This is a genomic window from Adhaeribacter radiodurans, from assembly GCF_014075995.1.
In the GTDB taxonomy this organism is placed as follows: domain Bacteria; phylum Bacteroidota; class Bacteroidia; order Cytophagales; family Hymenobacteraceae; genus Adhaeribacter; species Adhaeribacter radiodurans.
This window is the reverse complement of the sequence record NZ_CP055153.1, coordinates 4,040,411-4,062,622: the sequence shown is the minus strand read 5'-3', so window position 1 is coordinate 4,062,622 and position 22,212 is coordinate 4,040,411. Positions and strand designations below refer to the sequence as shown.

The following is a 22,212-nucleotide window of genomic DNA, read 5'->3' as shown; positions in this document are numbered from 1 at the left end:
TAAAACTATGTTACTCAAAAAAAATATTCCTATCTCGTACGTTTTCGGAAAAGTAAAGTACGAGGTAACATTTGTGGTAATCTACGCCACATTAATTGGTATCTGGGATAAGTACTTGCATGGTATAAGTATGTCTATTCCGCTGAGCGTACCCATGGTATTAGGTACGGTGCTCTCCTTACTTTTAGCATTTAAGTCAAATCAGGCTTACGACCGTTGGTGGGAAGCCCGCATTGTTTGGGGCGCCATTGTAAACGACTCCCGGACTTTGGTGCGGCAACTGCTTTATTTTATGGCCGATCCGTACGTTTCGGTAAGCGTTAAAAATTTTCAGGACCGGTTTATTAACCGGCAAATTGCCTGGTGCTATAGCCTGGGTCAGTCGTTGCGCAATCAATCGCCCACAAACCGGTTAAATAAATACCTGGAGCCGGAAGAATTAGAATTTGTGAGCAAACACGATAACGTACCAAATGCCCTGCTGCAATTACATGGTCGCGACCTGAAAAGATTGTTGCAGGAAGGTCAGGTAAATAAATACCAGCAAGTAGAACTCGACGATACGCTCACGCGCTTGTGCGACTCTATGGGTAAGTGCGAACGAATTAAAAACACCATATTCCCGGTAACTTATGGTTTATACATCCATTTTTCGCTGTTTATATTTATTCTTTTACTGCCCTTTTCTTTGCTGGATACTTTTGGGATTTTAGAGATTCCGATGGTGGTTATTATTGCGGCATCTTTCTTTTTAATTGAGAAAATGGCCATTCACTTGCAGGACCCTTTTGAAAATAAACCCACCGATACCCCGGTAACCACTATTGCCCGCACCATTGAACGAAACCTAAAACAAATGATAAACGACCATAAAGTGCCAGAAAAAATTAAAGCAGAAAGTTTTTATGTATTGTAAATTGTTAAAAGAAATAAGTCTTCGATAATATTGGTTTATGGAATGATGATTTTTCCCGTCCTTCAGGAGGAACCTAATTGGCTACATAGCGGAATAGGTTCCTCCTGAAGGACAAAAATATTTTTACTTATTGTTGTTCTATTGCTTAAGACTTTACTGCTAACGTAATAAGTATAAAGTACCCAAACCGGTCCTGTTTACTTTTTTTGATTTTATAAAGGAATAGTAGCCGATAGAAACTTGGATACAAGAAATGAACTTTTACTTTTCTAAATTTTTCTTCAATACCGCCAGGTACTTTTTCATGGTAGAACGGGTGTAAAAATTAACCAGAAATTTAGGCAAGTTAAAGCCTAGGCCATGCTTTACAATATTTCGGTCGAACTGAAGCTGGTACGTTACTTTCGTAAAATTACTGGGTAATGGTTCTACCATCCGGGTGTTTTTGGCCCAGAACGGGTTGCCGGGGATTGTTTCACTGGTAATTAGCCGGTTGTTTTGAATATCTGTGCACTGTAAGGTTGAAACATAATTTGGCACCCGGCGCGATAAAAAAGATTCTTCGGTTATTACGGTTTCTTTTGCAATTGTTCCGGTATTTAACTTTACCCAGTTAATTTCTTTACGCCATAAGCTATCGTTGGTATAATTAGATAAGTAGGCAAATACCTTTGCGGGGCTTTTAGAAATTTTAATTGTTGCTGTTAGATCGATTATATTGTCTGCCACGGGAAACTGAATGGTTAAGGTGAAAGAGGTCTAATGAATAATAAGTACAAATCTAAAATTGCTAATAAATTTTTAAAAATAACATTGAGCCCAAAGTTCGCTAAAAACAATATTTAACGTGAATTCGAGCTAAAAAAGAATAGAGCGCTAACCTTCTCTAAGCACGTCATTCTGAAAGAAATCGGCTACCTACTGGTTAGATCCTTTCAGGATGACTGAAATGGACAGCAAGAACTGAAAATAGAATTTTGCTTGCGAACACGGCTATAGGTTGTTTAGGTAGTTAAAATTAGTGCTTACATAAAACTCACGTTATTTAGTAAATTAGAATGCAGCCGTTCTGTTCAAAAAGTCATCTATTCTTTGCTTTTGTCTTAGATGATGGCGAAAATGGATTTCAGCAAATTGTAACCATTCCTGCGCATTAAAATATTTTAACCCTGGGTGTTTAGTTTTACCTGTAATCTCACTGCTCTGGAGTAAAATTCCAAGTTGCGTTATTTCGGATTTTAAAGCAATTAAATCTCGGGTTAGTTGTTCCTTGCTAGCGGGTTGCGGAGTATGCGCATTGGAAGATGGCCCTTCCAAAACTGCGTCCGGAAAACTATTATTTTGAAACATAAGTTTTGCCACGGGTGCTGCTTCTTCGGCTGCATGGCTATTCGTAATCAGACAGGCTTTAACTTGTTCCATAAAAAAAGCGGTAGCATCTAATAAATGCACGTAAACCTGCCCCATTGACCAGTTTTCCGGAGAAGGTTTTATAAGCAATTGATCAAGAGTATATTGCTCTAACTCGGCTAGCCAAATATCTATGGTAAAGGTAAAATCTGCAACTATCTTTTTCGATTCGTCTTTCAAAATTCTATATTGAACAAGGAGTAATATTTTTAAAAGTAAAAAATTTCAGGACAGAAATTTACTTAAAATTTATTGTGACTTTAAATGGACATCAGGCTGAATATTCTATTTTGTCTGCCACATTTACTAAAAAATGCCATGCAATTAATATTTTCTAATGCTTATCAAGTCGAGTAAAATAAGGGAGGGTTTCGAGTTTAGTTGGGTATTCTATGGTTTTGTTGCCTTGCCATATTTTACCGTTGGAGTCTTTCCATTTTCCCTTGGGCAGCACAATTTTACGCGTAGTGGCATTCTTTATCAGTACGGGAGCAATTAAATAACTATCTCCCAACATAAACTGATCTTTGATCTTTTCGAAGCCCTGGTGCGGAAATTCGTACTCCATCATTCGTACAACGGGCTCCCCGGTTTGGGCAGCATTTTTCACTAAAGCCATAATGGTGGGTACAAAATTTTTGCGCAACGCAACAGCCTCTTTAACCGCCTTAATGTGCTTTTCATCCAGAATACGAAAGGGGTTTACCGAAAACTGCATCATGGGCATAAAGGCGTGGCATTGCGCGGAGCGTACAATCAAGTCCTGATCAATTTGTGCGAGATTAAGGAACGAACCAAACTCCCCGCCGCCAATCATATCGGGGCAGGCAAAAGGATATCCCATAATGCCTTGCAGGGTAATTTGGGGAATTAATTTTTGTAAATCTTCCCAATTGTGGGCTTTGTCGGCTAAGCGTTGCGCCAACGGTTCCCCGCCAACTTTCCAAGCCGCCCGAAACTCATTTAATGGATATTGTACCGCCAGTTGGTTAAATAACAAACACTGTTGATGCGGCGAAATATTGCCGTACGATTTCCCGTTTTCATAAAAACGGATATCTCCGGCATCAAATTTAAAACCGTCTACGCCATATTGGTTTTGCAGATAATCCAGTTTGGCTTTAAACCATTTAACTCCGTTTGGATGGCTTAAATCCAAAACGGCGCTAACGCCATTCCACCATTCTACCATCTTGGGTTTGGAATCTTCTTTATTTAATAATAATCCTCCATCTTTGGCTAGTTCTCGGTATTCCCGGCTATCGGGGCTCACGAAGGGACATATCCAAACCATAACTTTAAACCCTTGGCTGTGCAGGGTATCCAACATGGCTTTGGGGTTAGGAAACTTATTGGCATCGAACTCCCAAACGCCGTAATCATGCTGCCAAGTATCGTCAATCATTATTACTCCGGGTGGCATGCCGTTTCGGAGCATGGATTGCGCGTATTTTAGTACGTCTTTTTGGTTTTGATTATAGGTTAATTCAATCCACGTATTGTACTGCGGTTTCTGGAATAAATCCGGATAAGGGTATTTGCCGTGGAAGGAAAAGTATTTGGCGGCTGCCTCCCGGTAAGCAGTTTGCAGGGATTTGCCGGCAGTCTGGACTTTAAGGTTACTAGCTCCCTCTATTTCCAGGCTGTTCGATTTAATTGTAAATTTTACGGGTTCTTCCGGAAAAATATACCGCCCGCTACTGGAAATAAACAATGGCTGAAGTTGATTATACGTGTTGTTCGCTTTAACCATATCAAAACTAAAACTGTTGGTGAGCGGCATTAAATGCCCCTGGTCAATAATACCAACCCACCAACTCTCGCCCTCTAAAAATTTAATTTCGGTTTTCTCCTGAGAATACGCCGATACTGTTATAAATAAACCAAGGAGGAGTGTGATCAGCTTCATGTTTATAATTTGTTTGTCTTGGTATAGTAAGTAGTTGTTCGTTGTTCGTTTAGTAAATTTTTAATGATCAGCAACTTGCTATAAATAATTGTCTTAATTCTGTCCGGTTACTTATAAGTATAGTGGCACTAGTATCGAGATAATAGATGTTAGAATTTTATGAATTAACTAATTTATTATTCGTAGTTTATTGCATAAATTCCGATAGCAGGTATATGAAATTAAAATTTGTCTGGTTACTTAATAGAGTTTATGTTCTAAAAAGTATTGCAATTAGCCATAATACTAAAAGTTAGCGGTTTAAGGCTTTGGGTGGTTAAGCCAATTATTACATAAATGCTAAATTTTACACAACAGCTAATTTAATAAGAAAGGGCCGAAGTACTAAACTTCAGCCCCTATAACATAATAACAAGTTGTTTGCTTTATAATTTTTCTACTTCTATTACCAGGGTATTTCACCCGTATCCGGATTTGTTTCTTCACTGAAAAATTTTCCGTTTGGTCCGTTTTGGTCGATTAAAGCGTATTTTATAATGCGTTTTCCGGCTTCTTCCACTTCCCCGCCCATATAATTGGTGAAATCTCTTTTGGTATAACCCGGACAAACCGCATTTATTTTAAAAGGCGTATCCCGTAATTCTTAAGCTAAATGAATTGTGTACATATTCATGGCCGATTTGGAAGAAGCATATACCGCATATTTGGCATAGTCGTAAGCCGGCCAGTTCGAATTGCTTTGAAGGGAAAGGGAGCCCACACTGGTACTTACATTTACAATTCTCGGTTCCGGCGATTTTTTTAATAAAGGAATAAAAGTTTGGGTTACGTTTATAACGCTGTATAAATTAACTTCAAAAACCTCTTTATAATGATCTGGGGTTGTTTCAAGCGCATTTTGCGGCAAAACTCCACTAATACCGGCATTGTTTATAAGTACATCTAAATGCCCTTGTTCTTTTTGAATAATAATCTTGGCAGATGCAATTGTGTCCGGCTTGGTAACGTCTATTTCAATTGCCTTTACGTTTAAGAAGCCATTATCTTTTAATTCTTGGACAATTACTTCTCCTTTTTTTATATCCCGACTGCCTAAATAGACGAACAGTCCTTGTTTGGAAAGTTGTTTTGCTGTTTCCAGGCCAATGCCTTTGTTGGCTCCGGTAATTAATGCTGATTTCATTTTTTTAATTTTAACTTTTACATAGCAAAATTGCTGCGTTAAAAAATGAAATCATTTATCATTTGGTAAAAAGCGGTTTAACGGATATTCTTTCTTATTCTACTCATCGATTGTTGCGTAACTCCCAGGTAGGAAGCAATGTAGGCCAATGGAATGCGGTTAGAAAGCGTTGGGAAGTTTTCTATAAAATCCAAATAACGGGTAGTGGCATCTTGCGATATTACCGGGCCTTTTCTAGATTTTTGGAACATACATATTTGCACCATTTTATTTTTGATATTATCCCAGCCCACAATGGTATGCGAGAGTTCTTCCCAATTTGGTTTGGAAAACACAATAAGCTTACAGTCAGTACTGGCTTGTAAATATTCTGTGGAGGATGTATTGGCCTCAAAATTTACATAATCCACTACTATACTATTCTCACTAATAAAGCATCGGGTTATTTCTTCGCCTTTGTTGTTGTAATAGCAACCACGCATAACACCTTCCACAATGAAACCGACTTGGGTGGGGATTTTGCCTGCTTACGAAAAATACGTACCCTTTTGAAGTTGTATTTCAGTCGCCTTTTTCTCGACCAGATTAATTTGTTGTTGATTTAAGTTGCCAAACTGTAATATATATTCCATCAATTCTTTCATAGCCAAAAGATAGGCAAGCTAAATTTTGATGCGTTTACCATTTGGTAAAAAGTGGATGAATTAAGATGGCGAACGGACTGGGCTATGGAGTGGGGCAGCTACCGTAAAGGTGTGGGTAGCCACAGTTATTAGCCTCTATTTTTAATGTTTAAAATACAAAAAGATAAACTCCTTATCGCCACTCATTTCAAAAGCAACCAGGTACTCTAAATTAAAATAATAGTAGCCGCTCATTTGATGGGTAGGGGTATTATTTATTGGATAGGTCTTAGATGATGCACCATTTAGAAAGAAATAATTGCCCTCTACATAGAAAAAAGTTTCCTTCTCTACCCATAATTGACTATCTGCAGCTAACCTCCAATCTCCTGTTGCTGGGTTATATTCATAGATTTTAGCAAATTTAAGAGTGCTCTGATTATCACTCAATAATTTTTTAATGGATTGTGCATTCTCCTTAGCTTTGGATGGCATCACCTCAGCAGCATCATCGTTACAACTACTAAAGATTATTGCAAAAGCAAGCACAATATAAAAGTTCAGGATTTTCATTATAGTAAAGATGTGGTGATAGATATTTAGCAGAATATTATTTTAAATGATAGAATGATTTTATAGGTAGTAACTTACCAGTAATACTCATTGTAAGTTTTCTTATATCTAGGATATTATGGAAAAAATCGATTAAAGTACAAGATTTTCATTTTTTATGTACTATTGATTCTTAGGAGCCGAACAATTTCTTTCCCCCAACTTCCCTGAAGAACTGTAAGTATCCCTAAAAATCGGACAGTTTGAAAGGAGACAGAAAATGGATACCTTAAAACTGGACAAATGAAAAAGACAAGGATTACCGAAAGTCAGATTATCAAATCGCTACAGGAAAATGAGTCGGGTCGGAAGACAGAAGACATTTGCCGGGAATTAGAAGTTAGCCGGGCTACCTTTTACCGGTGGAAGAGCCAATACGGCGGCATGGAAGCTTCGGATGTAAAGCGGCTCAAAGAGTTAGAAGAGGAGAATGCCCGATTAAAGAAAATGTATGCTGATTTAAGCTTGGATCACTCTATCCTGAAGGAGGTCATCACAAAAAAAGGTTGGGGCTCTGGCAGCAAAAGCAGTTGACTGCAGAAATCATCTCGGACTACGACTTACCCGTTGTCAGGGCCTGCCACTTAACTGGTCTGACCCGTTCTCAATTTTATTACAAGAGCTGTAAAGATGATTCCGAAGTGATTACCGCCTTGCAGGAGTTAGCTGCTGCTCATCCAGCTTATGGTTTTCGGAAGCTGTTAGCTTATCTGAAAAGAGCCGGTCAGCCGTGGAATCACAAACGGGTATACCGGATCTATAAACTGTTAAAGTTCAACAAAAAGAGAAAAGGAAAACGTAGGCTACCAACCCGAGTAAAGCAACCATTGCTGCAGCCGGTAGAGATTAACAGTAGCTGGAGCATGGATTTTATGAGTGATAGCTTAGCATCAGGTAATAAGTTTCGGACCTTGAATGTGCTAGATGATTGTAACCGGGAAGCACTGGTCATTGAAATAGCAACTTCAATTACCGCCAAAAGAGTGATTCGCACTCTGGAGCAGCTGATTGACTGGCGCGGTAAGCCAACGGCCATCCGGGTAGATAATGGCCCGGAGTTTACTAGTGTTGATTTTACGAACTGGTGTAAAGAAAAAGAAATTAACATCCATTATATTCAGCCGGGTAAACCCATGCAGAATGGCTTTATCGAACGCTTTAACGGCAGTTATCGCCGGGAAATATTAGATGCTTATCTGTTTTTTGAACTGGCGGAAGTCCGGCAACTGACAGAAAATTGGCTAGAAGAATATAATACCCGTAGGCCGCATGAAGCTTTAGGAAATCTGACCCCAAACGAGTGGTTGCTGAAAAGCAGAAGTGGGAATATGGAAAACTCGCCCCAGCACACTCCTTCAGCGCAGCCAGTTTACCACATTCCTACTTCATAATAGTGGTAGTAAAAACAATGAGAATAGTCTCATCTACACTGTCCGAAAAATGGGGCACTTACAGAACCTGTAACTAATATCCTTTTCATTTTTTTATTGATTGCCACTAACGGCAGTTTGTCTAATAACCTCGGCTAGATAGTTTCATAAAGATAGTATTCTTAAGATATATAAAGTAGCAGTTTAGACTTATTGTTATATTTTCCATGTATCGCTGCAACTGTACGCTAACTTTAGTACGGGAGCCGATTAGTAAGGCAGCTCGTGCTTGGATATAAGCCATAACGGCCTGCATCCCCAGTATGTGGAGCAGCCGGCGTAGGTTGTAGGCCACCAGCATGAGTCCCACATCAGCCGAAGCACGGGCTATGCCCTTCTTGGAGAGTACGTAGCTGTAGCCCCACTGCCTTTTCAGGGTGCCGAAAGGATGCTCGACAATGGCCTGTCGCCGCTTGTAAAGCTCCGGGTTGGCGGTAATGTTCGCTCGATTCTTTTCAAAAACGGGGGAGTAGACGTTGCGTTCGATAAGTTTGCCGTTTTTAGCCGTGGTGCAGCGAATACGGGCGAGACAACTTTTACAGGACCTGGTGCGGTACTGCCAAAAGCTAGTCTGGTTGGAATAACCCCGATTTTTAGTGTAGATGCTACCGTTGGTGGTAAGCACCTGTTGCTGCGGGCAGACATACACATTTCTGGCAGGGTCATAGGCAAAGTGCTCTAGGTTGTAGTTGGCGTCCGGGGCACTAGCAGCCGGTGCTGGAATGGCTACCAGTGTGCGGATACCCAGCCGTTGGGCGATTTCCAGTTCTGAGCCCGTATGGTACCCCTTGTCAAAGAGAGCGGAGAAGGAACTATGACCAACGATACTCTTGGCCCGGCGCAGCATATTACCCATCGCCTTACTGTCGTTGTGGTTCGTCACTTGGTAGTCAATAGGCAGGCAGTGCTTGGCGTCTACGGTAGTCTGTACGTTGTAAGCTACTTCGGTAATAGTATTTCGGATGATCATCTGCCGGCTTTCTGGATCTGAGGTGGACACCTGTTCCTCTCCCGAGTTCTTTAGCTGCTGAGCCAACTGGCGGTAATACTGTTGCCGCTGCAAGTGCTTGGTCATCGCCTGGGTGATCTGCTCTCTTTCCGCGGCATTATCTACTAGGGCAAGGGCTTGGGTGAAGCCAGCCAGCTTGTTTTCAATGTAGGCCAGGTGACGCGCAATCTTGCTTTGGTTATAGTTATTTTTCTTGGAGTTCTGAGCCCGCAGCTTCGTGCTGTCACCAGCCAGCAGTTGTCCCCCGATCAGTTGAAAGTGACGGGCCATTTGAACGGTGGTCCGAAAGACCTGGGTGATGGCTTTGGGGTAATTCTTGCGGAAGTTGGCAATCGTGTTGTGGTCCGGGGTGAGTTGGCCCAGCAGCCACATCACTTCAATATTGCGGTGGCATTCCTTCTCCAGGCACCGGGAGGAGCGGATGCGATTGAGATAGCCATAGATAAAGAGCTTAAGTAAGATGGCTGGATGGTAAGCCGGGCGGCCATTCTCGGTAAACGCCAGGCGGAAGCCTAGTTTCTGGAGCGGGAGTGCGTCTACAAAGGCATCGATGTAACGCACCTCATTCTCCGCTGAAATGGCCTCCTCCAGGCTGGCACCGGAAAAAGGAACTTGACTGCGTGGGCTACTTTGTATAAACTTCATCAGGTAAGTGAGCTAGTACTTTATTGTTTAGTTACTTAGCCTACTGGAGGTTACAAATTATATTATGTTATTAGACAGTCTGACGGACTAGTGTAAACGACGCGCTAGGCCGTCGGCCGAAGGGTGACGTTTATACATTGTTAGCTATGGTTTTTTCTTTGCTCTATCTGTACCTAAAGTCACTAAAAAATCTTCAAGGTCAATATCAGATACGCTGTATGATAAATCGTTAGTCCCGTTTGTCTGATAAATGCTACTGAAATTATTGCCGAACTCTTTGTAGAAGCTACCCTTGCCATCTGGGGAACTGAGGTCAACTTCAGATTGCTCTAAAATGATTTTGCCGTAGGACTTGCCATCCCTACAAAGCACGAAGAATCCGGCTTCATCTCCTTTTAATCGGTAAGGTGAAAAATATCCCGATGTAGGTGCTATAGTTTTTTCATACAACAAGGAAGTGTTAACGTCCTTATTGAGGATTGGGATAATTCCTCCATTTGGTGCTGCTACTATTGTTGTTGGCTGTTCTTCCTTTTTAATAATTCTGAACCAAATATCAGATTGTGTGGTGTCGGAATGGGTAGTTTGAGATTTGAAATCATATCCAAAAGTCTCTGCTTTTTTAAAATCCAGTTCTTTGCCGTCTTTGTCACCGTAAATCCGAACTCTCAAAAAAGTTGGTTCTTTCCCAGGCTCTGCTGAAATATTATCTGTCGTGAGCAAAGACTTCAGAGTAGGGTTATCCCGTTGCCTTGCCAACTTTAGATTAACTACAATCTCGTTCTTATTTAATTCATTGTAACTTCTAGTCGGTTGGTAGCCTTTGGCTTTTGAAGCTACGTCAATCTGATGCCCCTTCACAAAACGGGCTTTAAAGTTTCCGTTTTTATCTGTCGTTAAATTCTGTTTAGCAAAGGAAGCATCATCTATATTGTTCATATACCAACCTAGCACAACAACTTCAGCGTTGGTAATGGGTTCTCCTGTTTTTTCATCAATAACTTTTCCAGTCACAACAATATTCTTCCTGTCTTGGCAAGAAGCGATAGCTGCCAAAAAAGTTAATAGGGTTATGGTGAAGTAAACTTTATTCATAAAATCATAGCTAACTAGCAGATAAACGGAGTTACTCCGTTTATCTGCATTGTATTTTACTTCCTTATTCCATATATCCTGCCAAAAACAACCGATAACCGGAACAAGCCAACATCTAACGGGCTTCGGTTACTTCCAGAATAACGCTGGTACGGCGGGCATTTACGTTGGGGTTGAAGCCGACCGTCATGAGGTAATTGCCGGAGTAGGAGGTGTTGCCAGAAATTGACGATTGGGTGCCGGGATACAAATTAATTTCTTTTACCTGATACTTTTTGTTAGGGTCTAAGCCGCCCATTTTAACAGGCGATAGAGTACCGGCATCGTAGCGATTAGACACCAGGTAATTAAACATAACCGCCCGGTTTTGCCCTTCGTTTACGTACATAACCGAGGCAAAATCGTTTTCGCGGGGGCTGGCTAAGCGGTACAAATCGCCGTGCCAGATTACGTCGCTCAACGATTTATAGGTGCTTACCGCATCCTGGCAGAATTTTAAATCGTTTGGTTCCAGTTTGCTTACTACAATATCAAAACCTAGTTTTCCTATCATGGCCACGTCGGTCCGGAATTTAATGGGTTGTTTGCCCCAGTCGGTAACGTGGTTGTCGTGGGCAATGGCCGGGAAAAAGTAAGAATATTCGTACTGCATAAAAATACGTTCCAGTGGGTCGGTGTTATCGCTTACCCAAAACTCGGTAAAGTATTTTAAGGCAGCGTAATCTACGCGGCCCCCGCCCCCGGAACACAGCATCATGGGCAAATCCGGGTATTTGGCCCGGAAACGTTCGAGCACTTTGTACAGGCCCCGCACGTAATCTACGTACAAATGCGATTGCTTATCTTTTAAATATTCGGAATGCGCGTTGTAAATAACCGCGTTGCAATCCCATTTAAAGAAAGCCACGTTTGGGTTTTTGGTCATAATGTTATCTAAAACACCAAACACAAAATCCTGCACTTTGGGATTACTTAAATCGAGTACCAATTGGTTGCGGTACAAATGCTCAGGTCGTTTGGGTTCCCGAATTACCCATTCCGGGTGTTTTTCGTAGAGCTCACTTTTGGGGTTTACCATTTCGGGTTCTACCCAAATACCAAATTTTACCTGATTGTTCTGAGCTTCTTTTACTAAATACCCAATGCCGTGCGGTAATTTTTTTACGTTTTCCTGCCAATCGCCCAAGCCGGCGTTATCGGCGTTGCGGGGGTATTTGTTCGCGAACCAGCCATCGTCTAACAAGAACATATCTACGCCTAGCTTTTTCGTATCTTTAATTAGTTCGGCCAGTTTAGGCTCGTCAAAATCAAAGAAAGTAGCTTCCCAGTTGTTCAATAAAGTAAGACGGGAACCATTGCCCTGCATAATGCGGTATTTGCGGGCCCAGCGGTGCAGGCTGCGGCTGGCAGCGCCTTTCCCTTTATCGGAGTAAGTGTATAAAAATAGGGGAGTAGTAAATTCCTGGCCTTTGCTTAAAGTATATTCCGAAGCGTGCGGGTTAATCCCGGCAATTAAACGCAAATTATTTAAGGGGTCCACTTCCAAATCAACTCTAAAATTACCCGTCCATTCTACGGAACCGTACAGTACGCGGCCTTCGTCTTCGGTGGCGGGCCGGTCCAGAGATACCATAAAAGTAGGCGGTTGGTACAAATTGGCGCGCGTACCCAGTTTGGTGTCGAGTACTTTAATGCCCGATGTCAGGCGAACTTCTTCGGTTTGCATTTCTTTGGCCCAGTCGCCGTGGTAATGTTTCAGCCAGTAATTATTAGCCGATACGTACAAATTAGCCGAGGCGTATTTGTTAAGGGTTACATTCCCTTTTTCGTTGTTTTTTATCACCGACCATTGCTCCACCACGTCTTCGGCGGCGTATACTTTGTAATGTAAAGTAACTTCCAGACCATAAACGGGATCGCGGAGTACCACGCTGGTAGTAGAAACGTTATTATCGGTCTTCTGCACGTTGTGGCGCACGTACTGTAAATCCAACGAAGTATTGCCATCGGCGTGCCTAACTTCTAAGGCCGGCTCTACCAGGTTGCGCGAGCCGCTGGGCGTGTACGCCGAGTTTAAAATGCCGGAATAATCGTCGCCGCGGTGGTACATGGCAGGGGAATACTGGTATTCGCTGCTATTATTTAATTTGGTGCCGAAGTGAATAATACCTACCCGCTTGTCGGTACCTACCTGCAGCGCCATACCAAAGTGCTGCGTTTCAATGGGAATAACCGTAGCTTTTTGAGCAAAAGCTGCCATATTCGTGAGCAATATTAAAACCAATAAACGGCTTACTTTTAAGAATAAGCCGGAAAAATAACTACTTCGGGTATTATTGTTCATAGAAACTAGAATTTTAAAAATTAAGATTGTAATAGGCTGTTTTGTATTGATTGTGACCGGTAAATTACAGGTAAGTTGCGGAATTTTTTAGTTTTTTTAATTATAAGATAGGTTAAAGTAGAGAGGTTTAGAAATGGTGTTTTTTGACGCTAAGAAAGTTTTGAAATTTATTTGCATAGCTGCGGCTGATACTCCTAATATTCTACTAACTGGTTCTTGTTTGCATCGCTGCGGCTATTGCTTTCGTTTCTTAGTGATGTTGTTTCATTGCTTAGGTATTTGTTCTTTTCGTCTTCACAACTATGGCGCGGATTTACTTCCGTGTCTTTCAAATTATAACATGGTAGATAAACTTAAAAATTCTCGTTCGCATAGCTGCGGTTGATGCTTTGGTTTATAAGTGAAGTTGTTTCATTGCTCGCTTCTGGTTCTTTTTGTCTTGACACAAAAAGAACCAAAAAAACGCAAGACGCTAAAAACTCGCTGAACGCTCGAACAGTTTAGCGTCATTCTTTGCTCCGGGCTACTGTTGTTTGTTGCATAGTAGATGGGCAAAATTTTAAAAAATTAAAAAATTTAATTTTTATAATGCTTCCGCGAGCGTCCCCGCTTGTGTCTAATCATGTGGTAGGCCTCTGGCCGGGCAAACCGATACACTTGAATTAAAAGGCTATCAGCAACAAATGTCAACTGGCCAGATGCCGGACGATAGGCATCACGAGCGGGGACGCTCGCGATAGGTGGAGAACGTACAAATTACCCTTCGTTGGGGTAGGGGCGGCATAGCCACCACGAACAGTGTTTGGAAATTAATATTTGATAAATGGTACTTGCAAAAAAGCTCTCCGCCTTAAATAAGGAGGGGTTGGGTGTGGTTGACTTATTATCAGAGCCTTTAAATTTTCTTACATCCAGCGGCAAAGTATAACAATGTTAAAATGGAGAGGATAATTTCCGCATCTTCTTCGCTGCTTTTAGGAAAGGTGCCGCAGGCGGAAGAATTATCAGTAAAATAAATATGGTAACCATTCCTGATTTCCACAAAAATCTGTAAACAAAATCTTTATTAATAAATTTCAACCTTATATTTAACGGTATTAAACATTTAAACTTCGAATACGATTCATGTTAAGAAACGCGCTACAGTTTTGGGCTATCTGCCTTTTATTTCTTCTTTCAAATCAAACAGTAAAGGCGGTTTCGCTGCCTAAAATATTTGGCAGCCATATGGTATTGCAGCAAAATGCCGAAATTACCATGTGGGGCTGGGGTAATCCGAGTGAGGAGATTACGGTAACAAGTAGCTGGAACCAGGAAGCAGTTAAAACAAAAGCCAGTAACCTGGCCCAATGGCAGGTAAAACTTAAAACCCCGGCAGCGGGCGGCCCATTTACGATTATGGTAAAAGGGCATAATGCCATTAACCTGGAAGATGTTTTGATAGGTGAAGTGTGGCTTTGCTCCGGACAATCGAACATGGAATGGACCACGAATGCAGGCATTGATAATGGCGCCGCCGAAATACCAAAAGCTAATTTTCCGTCTATCCGGTTTTTTACGGTACCTCGTAAGTCGGCAGACGGTGCCCAGTTAGATGTAGATGGCCAGTGGGTAGTATGCACACCCCAAACTATGCCATATTTTAGCGCCGTAGGTTACTTTTTCGGTCGGCAAATTCATCAGAACTTAAGCATGCCGGTAGGTTTAATAAATAGTAGTTGGGGCGGCACTCCCGCCGAAGTATGGGTAAACCCGCAAGCTATTGCAAAAAGTGAAAATTTAGTTGATGCGGCTGCTAAGCTGAAAGAGGTGCCCTGGGGACCGGTAAGACCTGGTAAAGCGTATAATGCCATGATTGCCCCATTGATACCTTTTCGGCTGGCCGGTGCGTTGTGGTACCAGGGCGAAGCCAACGTGAGCGACCCTGGTAATTATGCCCAATTGTTACCCGCTTTAATCCAGAACTGGCGACAAGAATGGAGCAATGATTTTCCGTTTTATTATGTGCAACTGGCGCCTTACAAATATGGCCGTCCGCACGAAGGAGCTATGTTACGCGAAGCCCAGCGGCGAACGTTAACCACACCTAACACGGGAATGATAGTTATCAGCGACATTGGTAACAAAGAAGATATTCACCCGCGCAACAAAATTGATGTTGGTTTAAGGCTCGCTAACCTGGCTTTAGCTAAAACTTACGGTAAAAAAGATATTGTTTATTCCGGACCGCTTTATAGGAGCATGAAAGTAGAAGGCAATAAAATCCGGGTTTCTTTTGATCATGCGGAATCTGGGTTGGTAGTGAAAAATGGCAAAGAACTAACCGATTTTGAAATTGCCGGATCCGATCAGAAATTTGTGAAAGCCTCGGCCCGTATTTCAGGTAAAACCATAATTGTACAGGCTCCCGAAGTGAAAGATCCGGTGGCGGTCCGGTTTGCCTGGGATAATATCGCGGAACCCAATTTGTTTAATAAAGCCGGATTACCTGCTTCTACTTTTCATCCCGGAGATAACTTTGCCGATAGTCAGTAGCTATGCGTAATTTTATTTAAGGACTTACCAGTATTCGGCAAAAAAGTAAATGTAATAGTAAAATGCTGGGAATGGAAACATGCTCTTCATCCTGGGAATAATTTAGATAAACTGCTGCATTTTTAATCTCTGTTATTGCGTATAGTTTATTTTGACTTCAGGAATTTTACTATTTCTTACTGGTAAAGCTCTCTGGATTTAAAATAAATTTTTAAGCCTGCATAATTCATCAATTAAAAGGTTGAAAGCTTTAAGGTATTCCGGAATGCTTTATTCCTTGGTTATCATTTCCGGGTAAATACAAAAACTATTAGTGCTACAATATGGAAAGCTTGAAATTAGCGGATACAGATTCGCATTCGCTGGAGATGAATGCCGCATTATCTTTGATTTACTTAATCTTAAAAAAGCATATCGCTAATGGAGAGCTAAGAGAAACAATTTTACGAACAGTAGAGGTTGCAAGAGAACACCACCTTAAGCACATCATGATTAATTCGCAGCAGATGGATTATGTGGCCATGAGTGACCAGCTCTGGTTAGCTAAGGAATTTCCAAGGGCAGTAGCATCCCTCCCGGATCGGGAAATGGTACCTTACCGGAAAATAATTGGTATCTTACCAGAAGAGTCTACGCGGTTAGTGGTAGGCTATTCTATCATCGAAAAAGCTCAGCAATTTTTAAAAGAATACCAGCAGGTAGAAATAGTAATTTTTACGAGTGTAAATGCGGCCTTATTAACGATTGAACCTTCTTAAAATAAAACTCCCTGCGTTAGCTAATTAGTTTTACTAATTTAGTTAACGCAGGGAATTATACGGGAATTAAGTTTTACTTGGTGAGCCTAAGTTTTTGATGGTATGTGTTTTTGCTGGTTACCAAACGGCTAATGTACCAGCCCCCCGGCAGCGAACTGCCATCTAGTACGTACTCGTATTGCTTGCCGGCAATGGCTTCGCCGTTGTGTAAAATTACTACAGGTCTGCCGTTTAAATCATAAATTGTAAGAGTAGTATTTCCGGTTTCGGGTACGCTAAATTGCAGTTTGGTTTTTTGCGGAAAAGGATTTGGATACACCGTTAGCTGCTCTTTTGAATTATCATTTTTGGTAGCTCTATCTGTTACCTTAAAAGTAATTGTTTTAGAACCACCTACCATACCCCGGGCCATTTCGTAGGGGTAAATGGATGCTGATAAAGTATAAGTTCCCGGTTTAAAATCAATGCTTTTCCCTGAACTACCAGCCAGATCGTAAGTATTTAAATTTTCGATGGTAGTTTTATTATTTAAGGTAAACTGCACGCTGCCTACCCGAACCGGATTAGTAACTGCCCGAATGTTTAAGTGAGTCGGTAAAGTTGCTAAATTTAATTCATCGCCTTCTTTCAGCTCCTGAACCACGCTGCCGTTGTTTATATCAAAAAGCTCGAACCGAATTATTTTTTCTTCTACAACCCGGAAGTTAAGGGTAAGCGGAACGCCTGCTGTTCCTTTGCCATTGGCTTGGGTATACGGAACGGCGGTAATGGTGTAATTACCTTCGGTTATTTTAAAATAATCATCGGTTGACCCCGGGTAGTTGTAAGGGGCTTTGCTTTCTGTTTTCTTATCTCCGTTTACATCAAACAATACACTGCCCACGTGAGTAGGACCGGTACGGACATAAATAAATACATTGCGGGTTGGCAAGCGGGTAAGATTAATAATGTCGCCTTCCTGCAAGCGTTTAATCGTTTTACGCGAGTCGGCATCTACTAAATTAAACTCCCGAACTCTGGGTGTAGATACCCGCTCTAAGGCTTTCTGGGCATTTATTAAACCGTAACCTGTTTCAAAATCAAAACCAGGATCGTTCATATTTTGCGCCGTTTGTTCCAAGGTGGTTTTTACTTTATCGGGACTTAAATTATTGCCGTTGGCTTCCTGCATGAGCGCTGCTACCGCGGCCGCATGGGGGGCAGCCGCCGAGGTGCCAAAAAAGTAAAATTCATCTAAATAAGCCTCGCCAAAGAACGTATTACTGCCTCCGTCGGGTGCCATAATTTCGGGCTTTCGCCGCACGATCCGGGAGCGGGGTTTACCATTCTCGTCGTAAACCAAGGGGGTGCCACCGGCCGAGGAAAAACTTTCCGCTACCGGATCTTCAATACCGTAAGCCGGGGTATCCAGAAAAAATACGGCTCCGGTGGTAATGGCTCCCGCTGCATTGTTGTGTCCGTAAATAGTACTGCTATTGGTATTGTATTCTTTTATGCTTATTTCGTCGGTAGGAGCTCTAAAAAGAACGTATTTTATAATGCTCGGCGATGCACCTTCAAATTTATCAATGAGAATGTTAAAGTAATTACTGTCATAAGAGCCATCATTAAAAAAAGAAAATACCTCAACGGGGTCGTTGTTTATGTTGGCGTACGTACCTGAACTTACTACATCGGTGGTATCTTCGGTGAGCAGGTAAATATCTAAATCAGATTGCGCTCCCTTGCTGCTGCCATTTCCTACGGAATAGAAAGGTTCGCTGTACTGGAAAGAAATGATAAAGCTGGCTCCAACCGGAATAAAAATGCGCTGGGTAACATCTTTTTTCTTGCCGGCCGGGGCAAAGTTATGCGCATTACGGGCTTTTTGAGGACCAAGGAATGATTTGCTGCCAAAATAAGCTACGCCTCCTGGTTTATAAGCGGCCTGATACGAATCGCGCCCCTGGTTACCGGCCGCGGTAAAGTAACTGGTTCCGTTTTTCTTCACCTCATCTATCGCCTGGGCAACAATTCCATCCTGAAACATGGGTTCGTCGAAGTAAAGAATATCGTCTACGATAACGTTACAACCAACTTGCTGTAAATCTATAATTCCCTGAGCAAAACTGGCCTGGCCAAAATCAGCGGAGTAAAAAGCGAGTTCAGCGCCGGGTGCCACATCGTGCACCACTTCTGCCATAGCCCGTCCTTCGTCGGTTCCCCAGCCGGGAGCTTCATCCAGAAGTACCTGCACGGAAGTAGTAAAACCGTTCGGGTTATTTTTACCAGGCAAGTCTCCGGATTTAATACCTTTATCGGCTTCTCCTATTGAATTATAACTATCCGATATCAGGCCAACTTTAGAACCTTTGCCGGTTACTACCTGCTGCTTACGGGCCGAATCGGCGTATACGGCTCTATCGCCTTGAGTGGTTGCCTTGCCTATTCTAGTAGCTGGTTTATAAGCCGGACGAGCCGAGCGCATGCTTTTTAATTTTGCTACTTTATCAAGAGCGGCAATGGGTATCAGCCCCGAAACCATGCGGCCGTAAGATGCGGGATGGGTTAAGCCAAGTTTTTTTAAATCAGTTAGTAATTGTTCGGTATTACTTTCGGCCAATGCCTGTATAACAACCTGGTTGTTCTTTATCTGCAATAAACTTTTATTAACTGGAAAACGAGATATAGCGGTGGCACCGGTACCTTTATTATTTGTAGTGGCTTGATTTAGTAAAGTAGCTAATTCTGGTCCTATTTTTTGTAAAGCTTGCCCCGGAGCCATCTTAAAAGACGATCGTAGGGACTGTGCCTTGGTGGATACTATTACAAAACATATAAGAAATAATACAAGACCCAGCCATCTTAAAGTAGATAGTGGTTTGGGGTAAAGGTGAATCATGAGTGTCATTAAACTTAAGGTATTTTGTATTCTTAAAAATCAGGTATTACTCCAGGAAAATCCTATTCATTAACAGAATTTAATCCGTGGCACAAAGTGTCTGTGGTGGTTGTTGGTAGCAATCAGCCCAGTTATTTCATAAAAAAGTAAAATTTTGCACGGAACATGAATCTAAGATACCGGTAGAATAAAGAGCAAATCAGAATAATTAAATGGGTGTACCAACTTATATGTATCTGATTATTATTTGATTTTATACCTAAATAGTATCAAAAATTCTTTGTTTTAGTAAAAAACTACACTGTTCCTGCAAAGTAAATTTATTTTCTTCTAAATGAAAGGTGTTAAATTAAAAATACCCGGTAGCTTAAAGTATTTAAATGCCGGTTAATTAGCGCTGATAAATAAGAATGCGGTAACATAAGAGTTTTATATTTCTTCTATCGTTCATAAAAAATTATCTTTTATATAGTTTAATTGGCTAAGCATACTAATAGAGGCAGCAACATGTTGCATTTGGTTATTATTATTGGACTAGATGGATTGGAGCGGAATAAAATATAAGTAATAGGTAGGGTAGCAAAGAAGATTTTACCAGCAAAGAAAATTAAGGCTGCAGTGGTTTAATGGTTTTGTCCGGAAAATAGTAAAAATAAAAAAGAACTTATTTCTAAAGCATTTAGGAATAAGTTCTTTATAAGAATGGTAAAGTGAATTTTACTAATTATTCGCCAGCTACGGTTGCTGTAGGTTTGTCGGAGTACGATATTACATCCCATAGCCGGCAGGTATGTTCGGTTGTCGGATTTAATAATTTTAATTTAACGGTATGTTTGCCTACGGGTAATTGGTATTTCCAGAACAGTTCGTAACGGCGGCCTGTAAAGCTGGTAGGTAGTTCTACGATTTCGACCAATTGGTTATCTAAGTAAACTTCGGTTTTAAATACCTAATCCGATTTTGAATCCCATTTTGCGGTTTCGCCGGTTACCACAAATCCATTTCCTTCAAAGTTAAAAGTATATTCATCTTTCAGGTCCTTGTTAATGCTGGTGCGATTACCCGGCGGAAAATGCCCCACAAAACTTTGTTCTAATTTTACTGGCTGGGTTTTTTGTACGGCAATGGTAACGTTATTACCATTTATTTTACCCCCGTTGCGCGTAATTTGTTCTAAAGCATGCTTAAAGCCTATTTCGTACACATCGTTCAACGACATAGTAGTATACTTAAAATCTAAAGGCTCTGCTTATTTTAAACCTTGTTTCCAGTAAGCCGGAATTTTATTGTACCCTAACATGGTGCCTAAAATAACGGCCGCGGAAGAAGGATTACAATCGGCATCCTGGCCACAACGCGTAGTAATTTCTACAGTTTTACTAAAATTGCCCTTGCCATAAAGCTAACCAATTACCACGTAGGCCGAATTTACGGTGGCATCTATGTTAAACGATCGGTACACTCCTTCGGGGCAACCAATATCCGACGACCATTTTTTCTGAACTTCAAACCAGGTTTGCTTCCAATCGTTCGGGTATTGCTGGTGCCAACGAATAACATCTCTAATACATTGGTAATAGTTACTTTTAGCCGGAATTGTTTTTAATCCTTCTTTTACTATGTAATTCATGTCGTTAGAAGTAAAAGCCAGAGTATACAAGGCACCTAAGTATACGCCACCATACCAACCATCGCCGTAATTCATTATAAGTCCGATTTTGTCGCTGATTTTGTAAGCCGTATTAGCCATTCCCGGCGACATTAAACCGGCAAAATCAGCTTCTATCTGGTAGTCGATGCAATCGGCGTGCGGGTTATGCAACCAATGTCCGGATTCAGGAGCCTGAATGCCGTGCAAAATATTGTACCGGCCCGCCTGGTTAGCGTGCCACAGGGCATAGCCGGCGTTAGCGTAGGCTTTTGCAAACGAACTTACCGGGGCGTCTATACCTTCTTTCTCGAATACATCTACAAAAGTAAGATCCATGTAAATATCATCGTACAATCTCGGATTTTCGGTCATGGTTTTCTTTAAATAGCCATCGTACCATGCAATTGGTTGATATTCCTGAATAAGAGTACCGTTGTAGCGAAATTCCATAGGTCCGCCGTAAGTAATGCCAATAGTTTGCCCCGCCCAGCCACCTTTAATTTTATCTTGCAAAGCTTCTTTCGTAAGGGTAATGGTGCTAGGAGCAGTTTTTGAATTTTGACCAATATTGGTTTTAATTGCTTGAGCCGAAGCATTGCCAAAAAATAAGCTTAGAAAGAAAACCAGAATATTTCTCATGTTTTGTAGTAGTGATTTATGGTGATACTCCCTTGTTAGTTCTTGAATAACTTGACCCAAAAACTTACTTATCATCTCGGTGGTTTATAGCCAGACGTTAACTTGCTATTTTATATTTAATAAATTGATTAGCAGAGTTCTAATCCGGGCTTTATATGTGAAAGTAGCAGGTTTTTTAGGTAAATAACCGGCCAACTTCTACTCTCCGGACATCCCTAACCGAATTCACCTTTAGCCTAAACCAACCTTAATTTAAAAAGTAGTTGTTAAATCCTTTTTTACCTAAAAAGATTAGTGCTGAATAATTAACTACTTAAATGGTTGCAACAGGTTTCTACCATAAAGATTGATAAACTTGTCGGCCTAAATTTATTAAAGCCATCGAGTACTTGTAATAAAATACGGCTTTCTCTACGTTCAGCGTATACTTTTCTGCCTTCGGGTTAATCTATTTAAAAATTTTTTCCAATACTCCACAATAGCTTATTATAAAATAGCGGGTTATGTGGTAAAATCCAATTAGTGTATTAGTATATTCCATAAATATAATATGTGAAATAATTAAAAAGTGC

Annotated in this window: 17 protein-coding genes and 1 pseudogene; 4 read left to right on the top strand and 14 right to left on the bottom strand. The window is 41.2% G+C overall.

Annotated elements, in window-relative coordinates:
• Positions 1-7 precede the first annotated feature (7 nt).
• Positions 8-916, top strand: a complete 909-nt coding sequence (locus HUW48_RS16340; protein WP_182411965.1) for a bestrophin family protein — start codon at positions 8-10, stop codon at positions 914-916.
• A gap of 261 nt (positions 917-1,177) precedes the next feature.
• Here the strand turns inward: HUW48_RS16340 and HUW48_RS16335 are convergent, their stop codons facing one another.
• The 7 genes from HUW48_RS16335 to HUW48_RS16310 form a co-directional block, all read right to left on the bottom strand.
• Positions 1,178-1,645: an SRPBCC family protein gene (locus tag HUW48_RS16335; RefSeq protein WP_182411964.1), complete on the bottom strand. Its 468-nt coding sequence runs from the start codon at positions 1,643-1,645 to the stop codon at positions 1,178-1,180.
• Between the two features lie 324 nt (positions 1,646-1,969).
• Positions 1,970-2,506, bottom strand: a complete 537-nt coding sequence (locus HUW48_RS16330; RefSeq protein ID WP_246343516.1) for a DinB family protein — start codon at positions 2,504-2,506, stop codon at positions 1,970-1,972.
• A 154-nt stretch (positions 2,507-2,660) separates the two neighbouring features.
• On the bottom strand, positions 2,661-4,235 hold the full coding sequence (locus HUW48_RS16325; protein WP_182411963.1) for a glycoside hydrolase family 31 protein: 1,575 nt from the start codon (positions 4,233-4,235) through the stop codon (positions 2,661-2,663).
• Positions 4,236-4,680: 445 nt separating this feature from the next.
• Positions 4,681-4,806, bottom strand: a complete 126-nt coding sequence (locus HUW48_RS27510) for a hypothetical protein (RefSeq protein ID WP_317173704.1) — start codon at positions 4,804-4,806, stop codon at positions 4,681-4,683.
• 72 nt (positions 4,807-4,878) lie between these two features.
• On the bottom strand, positions 4,879-5,418 hold the full coding sequence (locus HUW48_RS16320; protein ID WP_317173703.1) for an SDR family NAD(P)-dependent oxidoreductase: 540 nt from the start codon (positions 5,416-5,418) through the stop codon (positions 4,879-4,881).
• A 77-nt stretch (positions 5,419-5,495) separates the two neighbouring features.
• On the bottom strand, positions 5,496-5,900 hold the full coding sequence (locus HUW48_RS16315; RefSeq protein ID WP_317173702.1) for a Crp/Fnr family transcriptional regulator: 405 nt from the start codon (positions 5,898-5,900) through the stop codon (positions 5,496-5,498).
• A gap of 303 nt (positions 5,901-6,203) precedes the next feature.
• Complete coding sequence (locus HUW48_RS16310; RefSeq protein WP_182411962.1) at positions 6,204-6,614, bottom strand: hypothetical protein; 411 nt, start codon at positions 6,612-6,614, stop codon at positions 6,204-6,206.
• 282 nt (positions 6,615-6,896) lie between these two features.
• Between HUW48_RS16310 and HUW48_RS16305 the strand changes: the two genes are divergently transcribed.
• Positions 6,897-8,044 (top strand): IS3 family transposase gene (locus HUW48_RS16305; protein ID WP_394368415.1). Its coding sequence is split into 2 segments (ribosomal slippage): positions 6,897-7,173 and positions 7,173-8,044, totalling 1,149 coding nucleotides; the frame shifts between segments, so codons are not numbered across the junction.
• Between the two features lie 121 nt (positions 8,045-8,165).
• Here the strand turns inward: HUW48_RS16305 and HUW48_RS16300 are convergent.
• The 3 genes from HUW48_RS16300 to HUW48_RS16290 form a co-directional block, all read right to left on the bottom strand.
• Positions 8,166-9,737, bottom strand: coding sequence for an IS1182 family transposase (locus HUW48_RS16300; RefSeq protein ID WP_182411961.1), 1,572 nt, complete (start codon positions 9,735-9,737; stop codon positions 8,166-8,168).
• 144 nt (positions 9,738-9,881) lie between these two features.
• Positions 9,882-10,832, bottom strand: coding sequence for a carboxypeptidase-like regulatory domain-containing protein (locus HUW48_RS16295; RefSeq protein WP_182411960.1), 951 nt, complete (start codon positions 10,830-10,832; stop codon positions 9,882-9,884).
• Between the two features lie 115 nt (positions 10,833-10,947).
• Positions 10,948-13,176, bottom strand: coding sequence for an alpha-galactosidase (locus HUW48_RS16290; protein WP_182411959.1), 2,229 nt, complete (start codon positions 13,174-13,176; stop codon positions 10,948-10,950).
• A gap of 1,125 nt (positions 13,177-14,301) precedes the next feature.
• Here HUW48_RS16290 and HUW48_RS16285 point away from each other — a divergent pair.
• Positions 14,302-15,711, top strand: a complete 1,410-nt coding sequence (locus HUW48_RS16285; protein ID WP_182411958.1) for a sialate O-acetylesterase — start codon at positions 14,302-14,304, stop codon at positions 15,709-15,711.
• A gap of 323 nt (positions 15,712-16,034) precedes the next feature.
• Complete coding sequence (locus HUW48_RS16280; RefSeq protein ID WP_182411957.1) at positions 16,035-16,469, top strand: hypothetical protein; 435 nt, start codon at positions 16,035-16,037, stop codon at positions 16,467-16,469.
• A 73-nt stretch (positions 16,470-16,542) separates the two neighbouring features.
• On the opposite strand, the gene HUW48_RS16275 is transcribed toward HUW48_RS16280, so the two are convergent.
• The 4 genes and pseudogenes from HUW48_RS16275 to HUW48_RS16270 all read right to left on the bottom strand — a co-directional run bounded on the left by HUW48_RS16275 (position 16,543) and on the right by HUW48_RS16270 (position 21,640).
• Complete coding sequence (locus tag HUW48_RS16275) at positions 16,543-19,233, bottom strand: S8 family serine peptidase (RefSeq protein WP_182411956.1); 2,691 nt, start codon at positions 19,231-19,233, stop codon at positions 16,543-16,545.
• 841 nt (positions 19,234-20,074) lie between these two features.
• Positions 20,075-20,266 carry a hypothetical protein gene (locus tag HUW48_RS27505; protein WP_317173701.1) on the bottom strand — a complete coding sequence of 64 codons (192 nt, stop codon included), beginning with the start codon at positions 20,264-20,266 and terminating at the stop codon, positions 20,075-20,077.
• 33 nt (positions 20,267-20,299) lie between these two features.
• A complete protein-coding gene (locus HUW48_RS27500) occupies positions 20,300-20,569 on the bottom strand; it encodes a hypothetical protein (protein WP_317173700.1) in 270 nt (89 codons plus the stop codon).
• 30 nt (positions 20,570-20,599) lie between these two features.
• Positions 20,600-21,640 (bottom strand): annotated as a pseudogene (locus tag HUW48_RS16270) (ADP-ribosylglycohydrolase family protein).
• Positions 21,641-22,212 lie beyond the last annotated feature (572 nt).